Genomic DNA, 17,278 nt, shown 5'->3' with positions numbered 1-17,278 from the left:
GTAGGTGAGGGGCTGGGGTGCGGCGCCGCGAGCACGTAACCTTGGAGTTGTGTTCCGACGTCGTTCCCAAGATGAGCAGTCCCAGAGCGCCAGCACCACGGCGCTGCTGGAGGACCAGCCGCGTGACCCCCAGGCCCCCAAGGGCCGGCCCACGCCCAAGCGCAGCGAGGCCCAGAGCCAGCGCCGCAAGGCGGTGACCACGCCCACCGACCGCAAATCCGCGGCCCGGCAGGCGCGCGACTCCCGCCGGGCGGACATGGCCAAGCAGCGCCAGGCGCTGGCCGGGGGCGACGAGCGGTACCTGCCGCCGCGCGACAAGGGCCCGGTGCGCAAGTTCGTCCGGGACTACGTCGACTCCCGCTACCGCGTCGCGGAGTTCTTCCTGCCGCTCGCGGTGGTCATCCTGGTGCTGAGCGTCGCCGGTTCGATGCAGGACCTGTCGCTGCTGCTGTGGCTGGTCGTGATCGTCGCGATCGTGATCGACTCGGTGGTGACCAGCGTGCTGCTGCGCCGCCAGCTGCGGCGCCGCTTCGAGGGCAAGAACACCAAGGGCGCGGTGGCCTACGGCCTGATGCGTACGCTCCAGATGCGGCGGCTGCGGCTGCCGAAGCCGCAGGTCAGCCGCGGCACCAAACTCTGACCGGGGGGCACGGGGGCCCGGCGGACTACGACGACTACGGCTACGGCGGCGCCGCGTCCGGCGCCGGTGTGCCAGGCGTCCGGCCCGGTGCCGGCGGCTTCGCGGGCGGCGCGGGCAGCTGGCTGGCCGGGCTCGGCGGACTGCGGAACACCGTCCGCCAGGAGCTGGTCGCGCGGCAGCTGGACGAGCAGCTGGCCGCGTGCTTCCCGCAGTCGCCCGGCGCGCACGCCCGGCGCCGGCTGCGGGTGCTGGACATCGGCCCCGGCCAGGGCACCCAGTCGCTGCGGCTGGCCCGGCTCGGCCACCTCGTGACCGGGCTGGAGTCCGATCCGTCGATGCTGGCCGCGCTGCGGCACACGGTGGCGGCCGAGCCCGCCGACGTGCGCGAGCGGTTCGTGGTGCTGCGCGGCGACGGCCGCGAGACCGGCCGGCACTTCGGCCCGGCCTGCTTCGACGTGGTGCTCTGCCACGGCGTGCTGATGTACGTCGCCGACCCCGAGCCACTGCTCGCCGCGCTCGCCCGGGTGCTCACCCCCGGCGGCATGCTGAGCCTGCTGGTGCGCAACGGCGACGCGCTCGCCATGCGCCCGGGCCTGTTCGGGGACTGGGGCGCCGCGCTGGGCGCCTTCGGCTCCGACGCCTACACCAACCGGCTGGGCCTGAGCACCCGCGCCGACCGCCGCGCGGCGCTGACCGCGGTGCTGGAGGGCATCGGGGTGCCGCTGCGCGCCTGGTACGGGGTGCGGGTCTTCACCGACACCGTGCCCGACCAGGCGGCGGGCCCGGCCGACCCGCAGGAGATGGAACTGCTGATCGCGGCGGAGGAGCGGGCCGGCCGCACCGACCCGTACCGCTCGGTGGCGGCGCTGCTGCACCTGTGCGGCGTCCGCGGCTGACCGGGCGCGGGGCCTGACCCGGGTGCGGGGCCTGATCCGGCACGGGACCTGACCCGGCGGGCGTCACCGGTCGTACGACCCGATTGGCGGTCCGGGCCGCGCCGCGCGGTGCGGCGAAAGCGACAATTCCGACATGAGTCGATCGCGCAACGACCGCCCCCGCCGCCGCCTCCTGCTGCCCGCCACCGGTACCGCCGCGGCCTGCGCCGCCGTGCTGCTCGCCGCCGGGTGCGGCCCGTCCGGTACCGCGTCCGACTCCGGCGCCCAGGCACCCGCCGCCAAGGCCGCGGTGGACAGGGCCGGGTCGTCCGACAGCCTCCAGAGCGCCTACCAGAGCACCGTGAAGAACGTGCTGCCCTCGGTCGTGCAGATCACCACCAAGCAGGACCTCGGCTCCGGCGTCGTCTACGACAGCAAGGGCGACATCGTCACCAACGCGCACGTCATCGGGAACGCCACCTCCTTCGAGGTGTCCCTCGCCACCGGCGGCAGCCCGCTGGCCGCCAAGCTCGTGTCGTCCTACCCCGCGAGCGACCTCGCCGTCATCCGGCTCTCCTCGGTGCCCAGCGGCCTCAAGCCGGCCACCTTCGCGCCCGGCGGTACCGCGGCGGTCGGGGAGATCGTGCTCGCCATGGGCAACCCGCTGGGGCTGTCCAGCAGCGTCACCCAGGGCATCGTCTCCGCGACCGGCCGCACCGTCAGCGAGGGCGGCTCCGGCAGCTCCGGCGGCGGCACCGGCGCCACCATCCCCGACATGGTGCAGACCTCCGCGGCGATCAACCCCGGCAACAGCGGCGGCGCGCTGGTCAACCTCGACAACCAGGTGGTCGGCATCCCGACCCTCGCCGCCACCGACCCGCAGCTGGGCAGCGGCGCGGCGCCCGGCATCGGGTTCGCCATCCCCTCCTCGACGGTCAAGCGGATCGCCGACCAGATCATCAAGAACGGGAAGGTCACCGACTCCGGGCGGGCCGCGCTCGGCGTGACCGTCCGCGGGGTCGTCGGCCTGGACTCCCAGCCGGCCGGCGTCGCGATCGTCAGCGTGACGAACGGCGGCGCCGCGGCCAAGGCCGGGCTCAAGGCCGGCGACGTCATCACCAAGGTCGGGTCGACGTCGATCACCACGGTGCAGTCGCTCACCGAGGTGCTGGCCGGACTCAAGCCCGGCGACAAGGCCACGGTCACCTATGTGCGGGACACCGCCACCAAGAGCGTCCAGGTCACCCTCGGATCGCTGAGCTGACCTGCCGCCCGCGCCGGCCCTCCGCGCCCGCGCCCCTCAGGGCGTCAGGACGTCAGGACTCCTCCGGGTCGGGCGCGGGCGCCGGGTCGGGCTCGGCGTCGGCGGCCGCCAGGCTCATGGGGCCGTAGACGCGCGTGCCGTCCTCGAAGAGGGTGACCTGCTCGGTACCGCCGGCGGCGAGCTCCTTCCAGACCTCGCCGACCCACGACTCGGCGTCGCCCTGAGTGGTGAACTCCTCCGGCTCCACCGAAGGCTCCACCTCGGAGCCGTCAGCCGCCTCGAACCGCCACGTCCACGCCATGTGCTGCTCCTCGGTCCGGGAATGGGAGAACAGTGCCCAGGAAGCGTATAGGCACGATTCGCCGGGGCACCGATGATCCTTCCAGCGCGTCCCGGAGCCGTCGAGAGGGCGCCCCCAAGTCGGCACGGGTCCCGGCTCCCGGCGCAGCCCCCGGCGCCATGTCCGGCGCGGCCCCCGGCAGCCGCTTGGACGGCCCCCGCGCGCCCGGGCCCGGCAGGCACGAGACGATCGTGCCGTGGAACTGACTCTGCTCGGCACCGGCGGACCCGACGGCCTGCCGGTGCCCGACTGCCCCTGCGCCGTCTGCGCCCTCGCCACAGGGGACAGGGCACGCGGCGCCACGTCGGTGCTCGTCGACGGTGCGGTGCTGCTCGACCTCCTGCCCGGCGTCGCGCTCGCCGCGGCCCGCGCCGGACGGACCCTGGGCGGGCTGCGCCTCGTCCTGCTGTCCCACCCGCACGACGGTCCGCCGGTCGAGATCCCCCCGGGCCTGCCCGCGCCCGCCCGGGTGCCCGACGGGCGGGAGCTGCCGGTGCTCACCGGGCACCGGGTGCGGGCCGTGGCGACCGACGCCCTCGGCACCGGGTACGAGGTCGAGTCGCCGGACGGGCTGCGCGCGCTCTACCTGCCGCCCGGGTGCGCTCCCGCGGGCCTGGCGGACAACGGCAACCACGGGGTGGAGGGCGCGGCCGCCGTGCCGTACGACCTGGTGCTGCTCGACGTCGTCGGGCGGCCCGACGCCCTCGCGCGGCTGCGTGCGGCCGGCGCGGTGGCCGGGACGACGGACGTCGTCGCGGTGCACCTCGGGCACGAGGCGCCGCCCGGGCCCGAACTGGACCGCCGCCTCGCCGCGCTCGGCGCCCGCGCGGTGCCCGACGGCACCACCCTCACCGTCGGGGACTACCGCCACGTGCCCGACCTGCCCCGGCGCACCCTCGTCCTCGGCGGTGCCCGCTCCGGCAAGTCCGCCGAGGCCGAACGCCGCCTCGCCGCCTTCCCCGACGTCCTCTACGTCGCCACCGGCGGCACCCGCGACGGCGACGCCGAGTGGGCCGAACGCGTCGCCGCCCACCGCGAGCGGCGGCCCGCCGCCTGGCGCACCGCCGAGACCTGCGACCTGCTGCCGCTGCTCGCGGACGGCTCCGGGCCGCCCCTGCTCATCGACTGCCTCTCCCTGTGGCTCACCCACGTCATGGACGAGGCCGGCGCCTGGGACGACCAGAACTGGCGCGAGCATGCGGGCGACTCCGTCGGGGCCCGTATCGACGCGTTGCGCGCCGCCTGGCGCGCCACCCGCCGCACCGTCGTCGCCGTCTCCAACGAAGTCGGCTCCGGCGTCGTCCCCCCGACCGCCTCCGGGCGCCGCTTCCGCGACGCCCTCGGCCGCCTCAACGCCGCCGTCGCCGCCGAGTCCGACCACGTCCTCCTCACCGTCGCCGGAATGTCGATGCCTCTGCGGTAACCCCATCCCCCCGGGCTCCCCCGCCCCGTCCGCCCCGCGACCACCTCCCGGTGGGCGGGTCCCCCTCCGGGGCGGTGTGTTCGGTGGGTGCCGCGCCCGCCTGCCGGTGGGTGGGTTCCCCTTCCGGGGTGGTGTGTTCGGTGGGTGCCGGGCCTGCCTGCTGGTGGGTGGGTTCCCCCGGGTTGCCCCGTCCGCGGGGCTACGGGACCTTGCGGTTCGCGGTGGCTTGTCGCGCAGTTCCCCGCGCCCCTCCGGGGCGCACCCTTCTCCTGCGGGAAGCGCCGAGCAGACCCAGGGGCGCGGGGAACTGCGCGACCGGCCACGACGCACCGTCAAGATCCCGGCACCCACCGATCGCACCCCGCGGAGGGGTACCCACCCACCGGGAGGTGGTCCCGGGACCGGGGGACAGGGGACCGTGGGGCGTCCGCGGGGAGGGCCGAGCGAGCCCAGGGGCGCGGGGAACTGCGCGACCGGCCACGACGCACCCTCAAGATCCCGGCACCCACCGATCGCACCGCGCCGGAGGGGCACCCACCTGCCGGGGTGGTCCGGGGGCCCAGCGAGCGCACCCCGCGGAGGGGTACCCACCCACCGGGAGGTGGTCCCGGGACCGGGGGACAGGGGACCGTGGAGGGTCCGCGCGGCCGAGCGCAGCGGACCGGTACTGTTCGGCGGGTGAGTGGGATTGAGTTGGACGACTTCGGGGCCCTGGTGGAGCGGCCGGACGCGGGCGTGCGTCGGGACTCGCAGGAACGTTGGAGCGGCCTGGTGCGACCGTCCGGCGGCCTGGGCCGGGTGGCCGAACTGGCCGACTGGCTCGCCGCGGTGCAGGGCACACCGGTGGCGCGGCCGATCGTCCGCCCCCGGGCACTGGTGTTCGCGGCCGACCACGGAGTGGCCGGGCTCGAGGTGTCGGCCCGCCCGGCGGGCAGCACCGTGGAACTGGTCCGGGCCGCGCTGGAGGGCATCTCGCCCGCCGCGATCCTGGCCCGGCAGTACGGCGCGGAACTGCGCCTGATCGACATGGCGGTGGACTGCGACCCGGCGGAGCTGCCCGCCGCGGTCACCGCCCACCGGGTGCGGCGCGGCTCGGGCCGCCTCGACATCGAGGACGCGTTGACCCCGGAGGAGACGGAGAAGGCGTTCCGTACCGGGCTGGCGCTGGCCGACGAGGAGGCCGACTCCGGCACGGACCTGGTGCTCCTGGGGGACCTCAGCGTCGGCGGCACCACGGCCGCGGGCGTGCTGATCGCCGCGCTCTGCGGTACGGACGCCTCCGTCGTGACCGGGCGCGGGTCCGGCATCGACGACCTCGCGTGGATGCGCAAGTGCGCCGCGATCCGGGACGGGCTGCGCCGGGCGCGGCCGGTGCTGGGGGACCAGTTGGCGCTGCTCGGCGCGGTCGGCGGCGCCGACTTCGCCGCGATCACCGGCTTCCTGCTCCAGGCCGCGGTGCGGAAGCTGCCGGTCGTCCTGGACGGGGTGGTCGGCGCGGCCTGTGCGCTGGTCGCGCAGCGCGTCGCCTTCCGGGCACCCGACTGGTGGGTGGCCGGCGCCGCAACCGGTGAGGCCGGGCAGGCCAAGGCGCTGGACCGGGTGTCCCTGGAACCGCTCCTGGACCGCGCGGTGGCCGTCGGGGGAGCCGCCGGGTCCCTGATGGCCCTGCCCCTGCTCCAGGCCGCCGCGGCGCTCTCCGCCGGGCTCGCCCCCGACGGACGGACCCCCGACGGACGGACCCCCGACGAGCAGGCCCCGTCCGCCGGTTGAGGGACGGCGCGCCTCACCGGGGGGCGCCGGTCACGGCAACGTACGGGAGAAGACGGCCAGTTCGGGCGGACGAAGCCCCCGCAGGCACAGGAAGCCGTCGTTGGATATGGCCAGCCCCGCCGCGACGGCGACGTCGAGCGCCCACTGGCTCTCGGCGTTGACGTGGGTGACACGGGCCGAGCCGCCCGGGGGAGTGGCGACGAGCGCGGCGGTGAGCAGGCGGGTGGCCAGCCGCCGGGAGGTCGCCGCGAGCGCCTCCACATGCCCGGCGCGGGCGTAGCAGTAGCCGCTGCCCGCGAGGTCGTCCACGACGAACAGCGCGTTGTGCCGCAGCAGTTCCTCGTGGTCGGGCCCGTGCGCGCCGCCCCGGGTGCGCCGGTCCACGGAGTCCATCAGGTCGCGGTGGCGCGCCGAGCCCTGGTGGACGGCGCCGTCCAGCGGATCGAGCCCGGCGGTGTCCACCGGCCCGGACAGCCGCAGCGTCGGATGCAGGGTCAGCCCGGCCCGGCGCAGGGTGCGCGCGGCCACCGGGTCGCCCGGCGCGCACGCGATGCCGCGCAGGCACGCCCGCCCGTAGTGCAGGGCACGGGCCAGCAGCGCCTTGCCGACCTCCTTGCCCTGCGCGCCGGGCACGACCGCGAGCAGCGACAGCGACCAGGTGCCCTCGCGCCGCGCGGACAGCACCGCGCCGACCGGCCCGGCGGTCTCGTCCTCGACGATCCAGCAGCCGCCGGGGTCGCTGCGGGCCAGGTGCCGGACGCGGCTGTGCTGCCGGGCGGTCCGCGCGGCCTCGTCCGTCGCCTGCCCGCCGTCCAGGGACCGCGGCACGCCGAACGCGGCCGCCGCGACCTCCCGTACGACCTCGGCGTCCTGCTCGTCGTCGCGTACGGGGCGAAGAATCACCGTTCCATCATGCGACGACGAGCGGGCGCCGGTACAACTTCCGTGCCGGACAGGCGCGTTACGCGGGGGCGGTTACGGCAGGGCGAGCATCTGCTCCAGTGCGGCCTTGGCGAAGTGCTCGGTCTCGGGGTCGACCTGGATGCGGTTGACCGGCTTGCCGTCGGCCAGCGACTCCAGCGTCCAGACCAGGTGCGGCAGGTCGATGCGGTTCATGGTGGAGCAGAAGCAGACGGTCTTGTCGAGGAAGACGATCTGCTTGTCGGGGTGGGCGGCGGCCAGCCGGCGCACGAGGTTGAGCTCGGTGCCCAGCGCCCACGCGGAGCCCGTGGGCGCCTCGTCGAGCATCTTGATGATGTGCTCGGTGGAGCCGACGTGGTCCGCGGCGGTGACGACCTCGTGCTTGCACTCGGGGTGCACCAGGACGTTGACCCCGGGTATACGGGCCCGCACGTCCTCCACCGACTCCAGCGAGAAGCGCCCGTGCACCGAGCAGTGCCCGCGCCACAGGATCATCTTCGCCGCGCGCAGCTGCTCGGCGGTCAGCCCGCCGCCGGGCTTGTGCGGGTTGTAGACCACGCAGTCGTCGAGGGACAGGCCCATGTCGCGGACCGCGGTGTTGCGGCCGAGGTGCTGGTCGGGCAGGAAGAGCACCTTCTCGCCCTGCTCGAACGCCCACTCCAGCGCGCGCCGCGCGTTGGACGAGGTGCAGATGGTGCCGCCGTGCCGGCCGGTGAAGGCCTTGATGTCCGCGGAGGAGTTCATGTATGCCACCGGGACGGTCGTGCCGGCGACACCGGCGTCGGCGAGCACGTCCCAGCACTCGGCGACCTGCTCGGCGGTGGCCATGTCGGCCATCGAGCAGCCGGCCGCGAGGTCGGGGAGGATCACCTGCTGGCGGTCCGAGGTGAGGATGTCCGCGGACTCGGCCATGAAGTGCACGCCGCAGAAGACGATGTACTCGGCGTCGGGCCGGGCGGCCGCGTCGCGGGCGAGCTTGAAGGAGTCGCCGGTGACGTCGGCGAACTCGATGACCTCGTCGCGCTGGTAGTGGTGGCCGAGGACGAAGACCCGCTCGCCCAGCCGCGCCTTGGCGGCCCGGGCACGTGCCACCAGGTCGGGGTCGGACGGCGCGGGCAGGTCGCCGGGGCAGTCGACGCCGCGCTCGCTGCGCGGGTCGGACTCCCGCCCGAGCAGCAGCAGGGCGAGCGGCGTGGGCCGGACGTCCAGCGGGTCGGTCCGGTCAGTCGGCGTTTGTGTGGTGGTCACGGGCTCGTAGCCCTTTCTTCGCAGCGCGCAGACCTTTTCGTCTACTTGACGCTATCTATCATAACCGGTTCGCGTCAGGTTGACGATGCCCGTTTCGTCAGTGTGACGCATACCGCTGGGCATTCAGCGGGCGTGTGCGACGATGGGGGGACGAGTGAGGAACAAGTCGCCGCGGACCCGGAATGAATCCGAAACGGCGTCGGTTAGTCATCGACAGCCAGCAGTCCGTACAACCCGGGAGTGAAGCACATGACGGTTCAGGACGAGACCACCACGACGGACGGCATCCTCCTGTCCGACGCTGCCGCCGCCAAGGTCAAGAGCCTGCTTGAGCAGGAGGGCCGCGAGGACCTCGCGCTGCGGGTCGCCGTCCAGCCCGGCGGCTGCTCGGGCCTGCGCTACCAGCTGTTCTTCGACGAGCGCGCCCTCGACGGCGACGTGGTGAAGGACTTCGACGGCGTCAAGGTCGTCACCGACCGGATGAGCGCCCCGTACCTGGGCGGCGCCTCCATCGACTTCGTGGACACCATCGAGAAGCAGGGCTTCACGATCGACAACCCGAACGCCACGGGCTCCTGCGCCTGCGGCGACTCCTTCCACTGAGTCGCCGGCCGGGCCCCGCGGGGCCCGGCTGAGGACCCCAGAAGCGGCGGCACCCCCCATGGGCGCCGCCGCTTCGTCCTGTCCGGCCGGCCGCGGCAGCCGCCCGGCCGGTCCTGGTGGCGGGTGCCGGCGAGAGGTCAGCGGCCGCTGAGCGACTGGCCGTTCGAGGCGTCCACCACCGTGCGGCTGCCCAGCGGCGCCGTCAGCGTCACCGTCTGGTGCAGGGACGTGACGAACATCGGGCACACCCCGCTCTTCGGCGTCGCGACCACCGACACCCGCACCTGGTCGCCGCTCTCGCTCGCCGACGCCTTGTACGTGTCACAGCCGCCGCCCTCGTAGACCAGCGTGAGGGTGCGGCCGGAGACGGTGTACGACTGCACCGGCACGCGGTGCACGGTCCGGCCGGTCGAGCCGGTCGGGCCCGTCGGGGTGGGCAGGATCGGTCCGCCCGGGTTCACCGACGGCGTCGGGGACGTCGCCCCGGACGGCGGCGTGCTCGACGGGACGCCGCTGGTGATGTAGCGCGGGTCGACCGCGGTCTGCGCCACCACCGAGGTGTGCGTCGCCCCCTCCGGCGCGGTGGTGAAGAGCCAGGCCGGCACCAGCGTCTGGACGCCCGCCACGTACTGGAGCGCGAGGCCGAAGGTCGCACCGCGCACCTCCGTCCGCTGCTCGGTGCCGCCGCCCGGCAGGGTGCCGGTGGTCCCCGCGCTCCCTGAGGCCCCCGCGGTGCCGGAGCGGGTCACCGCGCCGCCGTTGACGGCGCCCGGGTGCATGATCGTGGTCGAGGAGTTCAGCTCCTTCAGCGCGGTCGCGGCGCTGACGACCGGGTACGTGTCGCCCTTCGCCAGGTCCGACAGCCGGCCGAAGCCGTTGCCGATCCGCCCGTCCGCGCCGATCTGGAGCGAAGTGGTCCAGCCGTGCGTCGGTGCGCCGCCGACCACCGGGTCCGCGGTCACCGTCCGGATCGCGCCGACCGCGGTGGAGGCGTCCACCTTCGCGCCGGACAGGCCGAGCCCCTTCAGCACCGGCGCGGCCACCGCCTTCGCCTTCGCCGCCGGCACCGGGGAGGCGTCCGAACCGCCGCCGCGGGTACCGGTCGTCGGCGTGCCGCCCGCGGAGTACGACCAGGTGCCCGGCGCGGCCTTGCTCACCACCAGCGACGGCGCGTCGGCGCCGGCCGCCGCCCCCGCCCGCCATGAACCGTTCTCCGACCGCACGCCGCCGGACAGCCCGAGCAGCCCGGCCAGGCGCGTCGCGTCCGCGCGCGCCACGCTGCCGGACGGGGCGTACACCGCGGCCTTCTGCGGGCCCTTCGGCAGGGTGCCGGTCAGGTGGTAGGGGCCCGAGCCGCCGTCGGAGGTGGAGGAGGCCACGCCCACCGGTCCGTCGATCCGCAGCGGGGTCGAGGCGGTGCTGCCGCCTCCGCCCGCCGCCGTCGCCCACCAGGCGCCGCCGCCCCCGGCCACCAGGACGGCCGCCACGACCGCCGCGACCGCCCACCGCGGTTTGCGGGCGGGCCGCTCACCGCGGTCCGGGTGATCCGCTGCTGCCATGTCCCCGGCGCCGACCGGGTGTGCTGCCTCGACCAGGTGTTCCGCCCGGTGTTCCGCCTCGGCCGGGTGCTGCGCGTCGGCCGTGTGCTCCGCGTCGCCCGGGCCCGGGGCGGTGCTTTCGGTGGCGCCGTCGTCGCGTTCCTTGCTCACTGGGTGCTCCTTCGGCTCTCTCGACCGTCAGGTGCACCTGTGACGTGGCGGGGCGCGAAGCGGTTCCACCGTTCGGGTGAGGGCCGGGTCAGCGGGGCCCGCCGCGCCCGCGCCGTCAGGCCCCGTACTCGCCCATCTCCCGTACGGCGGCGACCGACGTCGGCGGGACGTGGATGCCCGGCGGGCGCACCGGCTCGGGCCGCGGACCCGCCGGCGCCGCGGCCTTCCAGTGCGCCGCGGTGCGGTGGCAGTCGCCGAGCAGCTCGGCCATGCTCTCGGGATTCTCCGTGTACGGAGTGGTACGGGGAGTGCTCATACTTCGACCCTAGGCACGTTCGCCCGCCGGACAAAGGTCTACCAACCGGTAGTTTCGGGAGGTGCCGAGCGGTTCGCCGCCGTCCCGGGGATATCGCCGTCCGAGCCGTCCGGGGCGGCGCCCCCTGTAGCGTTAGGGTCCCCAAACGCCGTCTTTCAGGGAGCCACTGTCGTGCGCATCGCCGTCACCGGATCAATTGCCACCGACCACCTGATGACCTTCCCCGGACGGTTCGCCGATCAGCTCGTCGCGGACCAGCTCCACACGGTGTCGCTGTCGTTCCTCGTCGACGCGCTGGACGTGCGGCGCGGCGGGGTCGCGGCCAACATCTGCTTCGGCATGGGCCAGCTGGGCACCAAGCCGATCCTGGTCGGCGCGGCGGGCACCGACTTCGCCGAGTACCGGTCCTGGCTCGAGCGGCACGGCGTGGACACCGACTCGGTGCGGATCTCCGAGGTGCTGCACACCGCGCGCTTCATCTGCACCACCGACTCCGAGCACAACCAGATCGGCTCCTTCTACACCGGTGCGATGAGCGAGGCGCGGCTGATCGAGCTCCAGCACGTCGCCGAGCGGATCGGCGGCCTGGACCTGGTCTCCATCGGCGCCGACGACCCCGAGGCGATGATCCGCCACACCCAGGAGTGCCGGACCCGGTCCATTCCCTTCGCCGCCGACTTCTCCCAGCAGATCGCCCGGATGAACGGCGACGACATCCGGGTGCTGGTCGAGGGCGCCGCCTACCTGTTCAACAACGAGTACGAAGCCGGGCTGATCGAGTCCAAGACCGGCTGGAGCGCCGCGGAGATCCTGGACCGGGTGGAGAACCGCGTCACCACCCTCGGCGCCAAGGGCGTGCGGATCGAGCGCAAGGGCCGGCCGGACATCGTGGTCGGCTGCGCGCAGGAAGAGGCGAAGGTCGACCCGACCGGCGTCGGCGACGGCTTCCGCGCCGGGTTCCTGTCCGGCCTGGCCTGGGGCGTCGGCCTGGAGCGCGCCGCCCAGATCGGCTGCATGCTCGCCACCCTGGTGATCGAGACCCTCGGCACCCAGGAGTACGAACTGCGCCGCGGCCACTTCATGGAGCGCTTCGCGAAGGCGTACGGCGACACCGCCGCCGACGAGGTGCGCGCGCACATCGGCGCCTGACCCCGTCCCCCGACTCCTCCGCGCGTAGCCGCGAGGGGAGCGGGCCGAAGCGCCCCGCTCAGCCGCGGCGCCGCACCAGGTAGGCGGTGCCGCGCTCGGCGGGGCGCTCGCCGACGTACTCCTGCGCGCGCATCTCGCACCAGGCGGGGATGTCCAGCCGCGCGGCCTCGTCGTCGGACAGCACCGTGACGAGGCCGCCGACCGGCACGTCGCCGATCACCCGGGCGAGTTCGATGACCGGGATCGGGCAGCGCTTGCCGAGCGAGTCCACGACCAGCCCCTCGTCCGCGGGGAGGGCACCCGGCCCGCTGTCCCCGCCGCTGTCGCCGCCGGCTTCCACCGGGCCAACGCCCTTGCCGCCCACGGTGGTCGGCGCGTCCAGGTGGGCGCGCACCTCGGCCACCACCCCGGGCAGCGCGTCGAGGAAGCGGTCCACGTCGGCCTCGGCGGTGCCGGCGGGCAGCGACACCCGCACGTTCCCCTCCGACAGCACCCCCATGGCCTTGAGCACATGGCTGGGCGTCAGCGTGCTGGAGGTGCAGGAGGAGCCCGAGGAGACCGAGAAGCCCGCCCGGTCCAGACCCGTCAGCAGCGCCTCACCGTCGACGTACAGGCAGGAGAAGGTCACCAGGTGCGGCAGGCGCAGCCGGTCGTGGCCGACCACCTCCACGTCGGGCACCAGCCGCGGCACCCGGGCCCTGATCCGGTCCACCAGCGCCGACAGCCGGGCCGCCTCCGCCTCCGCCTGCGCGCGCACCGCCCGCAGCGACGCGGCCGCGGCCACGATCGCCGGGAGGTTCTGGAAGCCGGGCGACCGGCCCGACTCCCGCTCGTCCGCGGGCTCCTGGGGCGCGTAGCGGGTGCCCTTGCGGACCACCAGCAGCCCCACGCCGGGCGGCCCGCCCCACTTGTGCGCGCTCGCCGCCAGCAGCGACCACGCACCCTCCACCGGGCCCCACGCCAGCGACTGCGCCGCGTCCACCAGCAGCGGCACCCCGGCCGCGCGGCACGCGTCGGCGACCTCCGCGACCGGCTGGAGGGTGCCCACCTCGTGGTTGGCCGACTGGAGCGCGGCCAGCGCCGTGCCACCGCCCGCCCCGGCCCCAGTCCCGGACCCGGCCCCAGTCCCGGACCCGGCCCCGCTGGTGAGCGCCGCCGCGAACCGCGCCGGGTCCACCCGCCCCGTCCGATCCACTCCGACCTGTACGGTCCCTTCCCCCGCGACGGCCTCCGCCGCGTGCAGCACCGCCGAGTGCTCCACCGCCGACACCACCACCCGGCGGCCGGCCCGGCGCCGCCCCGCGGCCGCCCCCGACACCGCCGAGTGGATCGCCCGGGTACCCGAAGGAGTGAACACCAGCTCGTCGGCGCGGCAGCCGACCGCCTCCGCGGCGGCCTCGCGCGCCGCGTCCAGCAGCAGCCGCGCCTGCCGCCCCTCGCGGTACAGCCGGGCTGGATCGGCCCATCCCTCGTCGAGCGCGGCGAGCAGCGCCTGCCGCGCCACCGGGTGCAGGGGAGCGGCGGACGCCGCGTCGAAGTAGGGCACCGCAGCACGCTACAACGCTGGTCCGCCGCAAAAGGGCGCGGTTCGGCGCGGCGTCAGAACGGCTGCGCCGGACGGCACTCCGGGCCCGCGCCCCGATCCGGACCGCACATCATCCGCACGCGATCCACCCCTTATCCATCCCTTCGGGGAGCGCCCCGGCGCGTTGGCCCCCCTCCCCGCGAGACTCCAAATAGCGTCCAGTAGGGTTTGTGCCGCATAAACATCCACACCTACGCGCCCGCGCTCGGGCCGACCGACCAACAGACGGCCGGAACACCCGGGACGCGCGGGCGAGACTCTCGGGAAGGCGCTACGTGAGTCCCAACGGCTCCGACCTCCCCCACGGCCAGGACGGCGTGGGAGGTACCCCATTGTCGCGGCGCCCGGTGCGGCGATGGCTGCCGCGGGCGCTGGCCGCGGGCCTGGTCCTGGCAACCGCAACCGGTTGCTCCTACAAGGACTTCCCCCGCCTCGGTATGCCCACCCCGGCGACGGAACAGGCACCGCGAATCCTCTCCCTCTGGCAGGGCTCCTGGGCCGCCGCACTGGCGACCGGCGTACTGGTCTGGGGCCTGATCCTGTGGAGCGTGATCTTCCACCGGCGCAGCCGGACCAAGGTCGAGGTCCCTCCGCAGACGCGTTACAACATGCCGATCGAGGCTTTCTACACGATCGTCCCGATCCTGGTGATCGCGGTGCTGTTCTACTTCACCGCGCGGGACGAGTCGAAGCTGCTGGACACCTCGAAGAAGCCGCAGCACGTGATCAACGTGGTCGGGTTCCAGTGGAGCTGGGGCTTCAACTACCTGGAGAACGTGGACGGCAACGCCGCGACGCCGGCGAAGGTGCCCTCGGAGATCTCCGAGATCCCGCAGAACAAGCTCGACTGGCAGCCGGGCGAGGAAGGCGTCTACGACGTCGGCACCGCGGCCTCGAAGGACCCCGACACCGGGCTGCCGGGGCCGACCCTGTGGCTGCCCAAGGGCGAGACCGTCCGGTTCGTGCTGACCTCGCGTGACGTCATCCACGACTTCTGGGTCGTCCCCTTCCTGATGAAGATGGACGTCGTGCCCGGCCAGACCAACGACTTCCAGGTCACGCCGAGCCGCCTCGGTGACTTCAAGGGCAAGTGCGCCGAGCTCTGCGGTGTCGACCACTCCCGGATGCTGTTCAACGTCAAGGTGGTCACGCCGGCGCAGTACGAGCAGCACCTCAAGGACCTGGCGGCAAAGGGTCAGACCGGTTTCCTGCCGTCGGGCATTGCCACCACGGGCAACGCGAAGAACTCGGAGCCCAAGACCACATGAGCATTCTCAACGAACCTCAGGGAGCGGCGGAGGCCGACGACTCCTACGAGGACGAAATCCCGGCCCGGGTCAAGAAGCCCGGCTCGATGTCGGTGTCGTGGCTCACCACCACCGACCACAAGACCATCGGCACCATGTACCTGGTGACGTCGTTCGCCTTCTTCCTGATCGGCGGCGTCCTGGCACTGCTGATGCGGGCCGAGCTGGCGCGTCCGGGCAACCAGATCCTGTCCAACGAGCAGTTCAACCAGGCGTTCACGATGCACGGCACCGTGATGCTGCTGATGTTCGCGACACCGCTGTTCGCGGGCTTCACCAACTGGATCATGCCGCTGCAGATCGGCGCGCCCGACGTGGCGTTCCCGCGGCTGAACATGTTCGCCTACTGGCTCTACCTCTTCGGCTCGCTCATCGCGGTGGGCGGCTTCGTCACCCCGCAGGGCGCGGCCGACTTCGGCTGGTTCGCGTACTCGCCGCTGTCCAACGCGGTGAACTCGCCCGGCGTCGGCGCCGACATGTGGATCATGGGTCTGGCGCTCTCCGGCTTCGGCACGATCCTCGGCGCGGTCAACTTCATCACCACGATCATCTGCATGCGCGCGCCCGGCATGACGATGTTCCGGATGCCGATCTTCTGCTGGAACGTGCTGCTGACCGCGGTGCTCGTGCTGCTCGCCTTCCCGGTCCTCGCGGCGGCGCTGCTCTGTCTCGAAGCGGACAGAAAGTTCGGTGCGCACGTCTTCGACGCGGCCAACGGCGGCGCCCTGTTGTGGCAGCACCTCTTCTGGTTCTTCGGCCACCCAGAGGTGTACATCATCGCGCTGCCGTTCTTCGGCATCATCTCCGAGGTCATCCCGGTCTTCAGCCGCAAGCCGATGTTCGGCTACATCGGCCTGGTCGCCGCGACGATCTCCATCGCGGGCCTTTCCGTGACGGTGTGGGCGCACCACATGTACGTCACCGGCGGTGTGCTGCTGCCGTTCTTCTCCTTCATGACCTTCCTGATCGCGGTACCGACCGGTGTGAAGTTCTTCAACTGGATCGGCACCATGTGGAAGGGCTCACTGAGTTTCGAGACCCCGATGCTGTGGTCCATCGGCTTCCTGATCACCTTCACCTTCGGTGGTCTGACCGGTGTGATCCTGGCGGCGCCGCCGCTGGACTTCCACGTCTCGGACTCGTATTTCGTGGTCGCGCACTTCCACTACGTCGTCTTCGGCACCGTGGTGTTCGCGATGTTCGCCGGCTTCCACTTCTGGTGGCCGAAGATGACCGGCAAGATGCTCGACGAGCGGCTGGGGAAGATCACTTTCTGGACGCTGTTCTTCGGCTTCCACGGCACCTTCCTCGTCCAGCACTGGCTGGGTGTCGAGGGCATGCCGCGCCGCTACGCGGACTACCTCGCGGCGGACGGCTTCACCACGCTGAACACCGTCTCCACGATCAGCTCCTTCCTGCTCGGCCTGTCGATCCTGCCGTTCCTCTACAACGTCTGGAAGACGGCGAAGTACGGCAAGAAGGTCGAGGTCGACGACCCGTGGGGCTACGGCCGTTCGCTGGAGTGGGCGACCTCCTGCCCGCCGCCGCGGCACAACTTCCTCACGCTGCCCCGGATTCGCTCCGAATCCCCGGCGTTCGACCTGCACCACCCGGAGATCGCCGCTCTGGACGCGCTCTCCCACGGCGCTGCACCGGCCCCGGCGCTGTCCGGTGCGGATGAGACGGAGGCCGGCAAGTGAAGGTCCAAGGCAAGATGTTCCTGGGCTTCGCCGTCTTCATCCTGGCGTCGGCGATCGTCTACGGCCTGTGGTCCAAGGAAGCGGCCGGCACCACGGCGCTGTTCATGGCCTTCGCGCTGTGCACCATGGTCGGCTTCTACCTGGCGTTCACCGCCCGGCGGGCCGACACCGGCGCCCAGGACCGGGAGGACGCCGACGTCGCGGACGACGCGGGCGAACTGGGCTTCTTCAGCCCGCACAGCTGGCAGCCGCTCGCGCTGGCCGTCGGCGGCAGCCTCGCCTTCCTCGGCATCATCTTCGGCTGGTGGCTGATCTTCTTCGCACTGCCGGTGATACTGATCGGCGTGTGGGGCTGGGTCTTCGAGTACTACCACGGTGAGGACCGCACCCAGTAAGGGCGCAGGGGGGGGGTGGGGGGGCGGCGAACC

16 protein-coding genes are annotated in these 17,278 nt (G+C 73.4%); 10 read left to right on the top strand and 6 right to left on the bottom strand.

Annotated features, from left to right (window positions below):
* The first annotated feature begins 49 nt into the window (after positions 1 to 49).
* The 3 genes from AC3EVP_RS35510 to AC3EVP_RS35500 all read left to right on the top strand — a co-directional run bounded on the left by AC3EVP_RS35510 (position 50) and on the right by AC3EVP_RS35500 (position 2,779).
* Positions 50 to 640, top strand: a complete 591-nt coding sequence (locus AC3EVP_RS35510; RefSeq protein ID WP_335984144.1) for a DUF3043 domain-containing protein — start codon at positions 50 to 52, stop codon at positions 638 to 640.
* 122 nt (positions 641 to 762) lie between these two features.
* On the top strand, positions 763 to 1,536 hold the full coding sequence (locus tag AC3EVP_RS35505; protein WP_335984149.1) for a methyltransferase domain-containing protein: 774 nt from the start codon (positions 763 to 765) through the stop codon (positions 1,534 to 1,536).
* A gap of 133 nt (positions 1,537 to 1,669) precedes the next feature.
* The gene (locus AC3EVP_RS35500) at positions 1,670 to 2,779 is read left to right on the top strand and encodes a S1C family serine protease (RefSeq protein WP_335984145.1); all 1,110 of its coding nucleotides are present in this window, start codon (positions 1,670 to 1,672) and stop codon (positions 2,777 to 2,779) included.
* A gap of 52 nt (positions 2,780 to 2,831) precedes the next feature.
* On the opposite strand, the gene AC3EVP_RS35495 is transcribed toward AC3EVP_RS35500, so the two are convergent.
* The gene (locus tag AC3EVP_RS35495; RefSeq protein ID WP_335984146.1) at positions 2,832 to 3,080 is read right to left on the bottom strand and encodes a hypothetical protein; all 249 of its coding nucleotides are present in this window, start codon (positions 3,078 to 3,080) and stop codon (positions 2,832 to 2,834) included.
* 235 nt (positions 3,081 to 3,315) lie between these two features.
* On the opposite strand from AC3EVP_RS35495, the gene AC3EVP_RS35490 reads away from it, so the two are divergent.
* Complete coding sequence (locus AC3EVP_RS35490; RefSeq protein WP_435137544.1) at positions 3,316 to 4,542, top strand: bifunctional adenosylcobinamide kinase/adenosylcobinamide-phosphate guanylyltransferase; 1,227 nt, start codon at positions 3,316 to 3,318, stop codon at positions 4,540 to 4,542.
* Between the two features lie 678 nt (positions 4,543 to 5,220).
* Positions 5,221 to 6,312 carry a nicotinate-nucleotide--dimethylbenzimidazole phosphoribosyltransferase gene (locus AC3EVP_RS35485; RefSeq protein ID WP_435137541.1) on the top strand — a complete coding sequence of 364 codons (1,092 nt, stop codon included), beginning with the start codon at positions 5,221 to 5,223 and terminating at the stop codon, positions 6,310 to 6,312.
* A 30-nt stretch (positions 6,313 to 6,342) separates the two neighbouring features.
* Here AC3EVP_RS35485 and AC3EVP_RS35480 read toward each other — a convergent pair whose 3' ends face one another.
* Positions 6,343 to 7,215, bottom strand: a complete 873-nt coding sequence (locus tag AC3EVP_RS35480) for a GNAT family N-acetyltransferase (RefSeq protein ID WP_435137538.1) — start codon at positions 7,213 to 7,215, stop codon at positions 6,343 to 6,345.
* A 72-nt stretch (positions 7,216 to 7,287) separates the two neighbouring features.
* Positions 7,288 to 8,481: a quinolinate synthase NadA gene (gene nadA, locus AC3EVP_RS35475; protein WP_435137535.1), complete on the bottom strand. Its 1,194-nt coding sequence runs from the start codon at positions 8,479 to 8,481 to the stop codon at positions 7,288 to 7,290.
* 249 nt (positions 8,482 to 8,730) lie between these two features.
* Here nadA and AC3EVP_RS35470 point away from each other — a divergent pair, with 249 nt between their 5' ends.
* Positions 8,731 to 9,084, top strand: a complete 354-nt coding sequence (locus tag AC3EVP_RS35470; RefSeq protein WP_202233220.1) for a HesB/IscA family protein — start codon at positions 8,731 to 8,733, stop codon at positions 9,082 to 9,084.
* 137 nt (positions 9,085 to 9,221) lie between these two features.
* Here the strand turns inward: AC3EVP_RS35470 and AC3EVP_RS35465 are convergent, their stop codons facing one another.
* Together AC3EVP_RS35465 and AC3EVP_RS35460 are read right to left on the bottom strand one after the other, a co-directional pair.
* The gene (locus AC3EVP_RS35465) at positions 9,222 to 10,793 is read right to left on the bottom strand and encodes a hypothetical protein (RefSeq protein ID WP_435137531.1); all 1,572 of its coding nucleotides are present in this window, start codon (positions 10,791 to 10,793) and stop codon (positions 9,222 to 9,224) included.
* 115 nt (positions 10,794 to 10,908) lie between these two features.
* Positions 10,909 to 11,109 (bottom strand): hypothetical protein, encoded by a 201-nt coding sequence (locus AC3EVP_RS35460; protein ID WP_335974082.1) that lies wholly within the window; start codon positions 11,107 to 11,109, stop codon positions 10,909 to 10,911.
* A 171-nt stretch (positions 11,110 to 11,280) separates the two neighbouring features.
* Between AC3EVP_RS35460 and AC3EVP_RS35455 the strand changes: the two genes are divergently transcribed.
* On the top strand, positions 11,281 to 12,258 hold the full coding sequence (locus AC3EVP_RS35455; RefSeq protein WP_435137528.1) for a carbohydrate kinase family protein: 978 nt from the start codon (positions 11,281 to 11,283) through the stop codon (positions 12,256 to 12,258).
* 58 nt (positions 12,259 to 12,316) lie between these two features.
* On the opposite strand, the gene AC3EVP_RS35450 is transcribed toward AC3EVP_RS35455, so the two are convergent.
* The gene (locus AC3EVP_RS35450) at positions 12,317 to 13,804 is read right to left on the bottom strand and encodes a cysteine desulfurase/sulfurtransferase TusA family protein (protein ID WP_435137525.1); all 1,488 of its coding nucleotides are present in this window, start codon (positions 13,802 to 13,804) and stop codon (positions 12,317 to 12,319) included.
* A 314-nt stretch (positions 13,805 to 14,118) separates the two neighbouring features.
* Between AC3EVP_RS35450 and ctaC the strand changes: the two genes are divergently transcribed.
* From ctaC to AC3EVP_RS35435, 3 genes are read left to right on the top strand one after another with little or no spacing between them, the layout of a single operon-like run.
* Complete coding sequence (ctaC, locus tag AC3EVP_RS35445) at positions 14,119 to 15,111, top strand: aa3-type cytochrome oxidase subunit II (protein WP_335974069.1); 993 nt, start codon at positions 14,119 to 14,121, stop codon at positions 15,109 to 15,111.
* Positions 15,108 to 16,850, top strand: coding sequence for an aa3-type cytochrome oxidase subunit I (gene ctaD, locus AC3EVP_RS35440; RefSeq protein WP_435137521.1), 1,743 nt, complete (start codon positions 15,108 to 15,110; stop codon positions 16,848 to 16,850). The genes ctaC and ctaD overlap by 4 nt, the downstream gene beginning before the upstream one ends.
* A complete protein-coding gene (locus AC3EVP_RS35435; RefSeq protein WP_335974061.1) occupies positions 16,847 to 17,245 on the top strand; it encodes a cytochrome c oxidase subunit 4 in 399 nt (132 codons plus the stop codon). The genes ctaD and AC3EVP_RS35435 overlap by 4 nt, the downstream gene beginning before the upstream one ends.
* The last annotated feature ends 33 nt before the right edge of the window (positions 17,246 to 17,278 follow it).

It is taken from the genome of Actinacidiphila sp. bgisy144 (assembly GCF_057708105.1).
The sequence above is the reverse complement of the archived record's forward strand: the minus strand, read 5'-3'. Positions and strand labels throughout refer to the sequence as shown.

Excerpts from the sequence above, each read along its gene's own strand:
- AC3EVP_RS35460 (WP_335974082.1), bottom strand. The coding sequence starts at position 11,109 with ATGAGCACTCCCCGTACCACTCCGTACACGGAGAATCCCGAGAGCATG.
- AC3EVP_RS35495 (WP_335984146.1), bottom strand. The coding sequence starts at position 3,080 with ATGGCGTGGACGTGGCGGTTCGAGGCGGCTGACGGCTCCGAGGTGGAG.
- AC3EVP_RS35500 (WP_335984145.1), top strand. The coding sequence starts at position 1,670 with ATGAGTCGATCGCGCAACGACCGCCCCCGCCGCCGCCTCCTGCTGCCC.
- ctaD (WP_435137521.1), top strand. The coding sequence starts at position 15,108 with ATGAGCATTCTCAACGAACCTCAGGGAGCGGCGGAGGCCGACGACTCC.
- AC3EVP_RS35470 (WP_202233220.1), top strand. The coding sequence starts at position 8,731 with ATGACGGTTCAGGACGAGACCACCACGACGGACGGCATCCTCCTGTCC.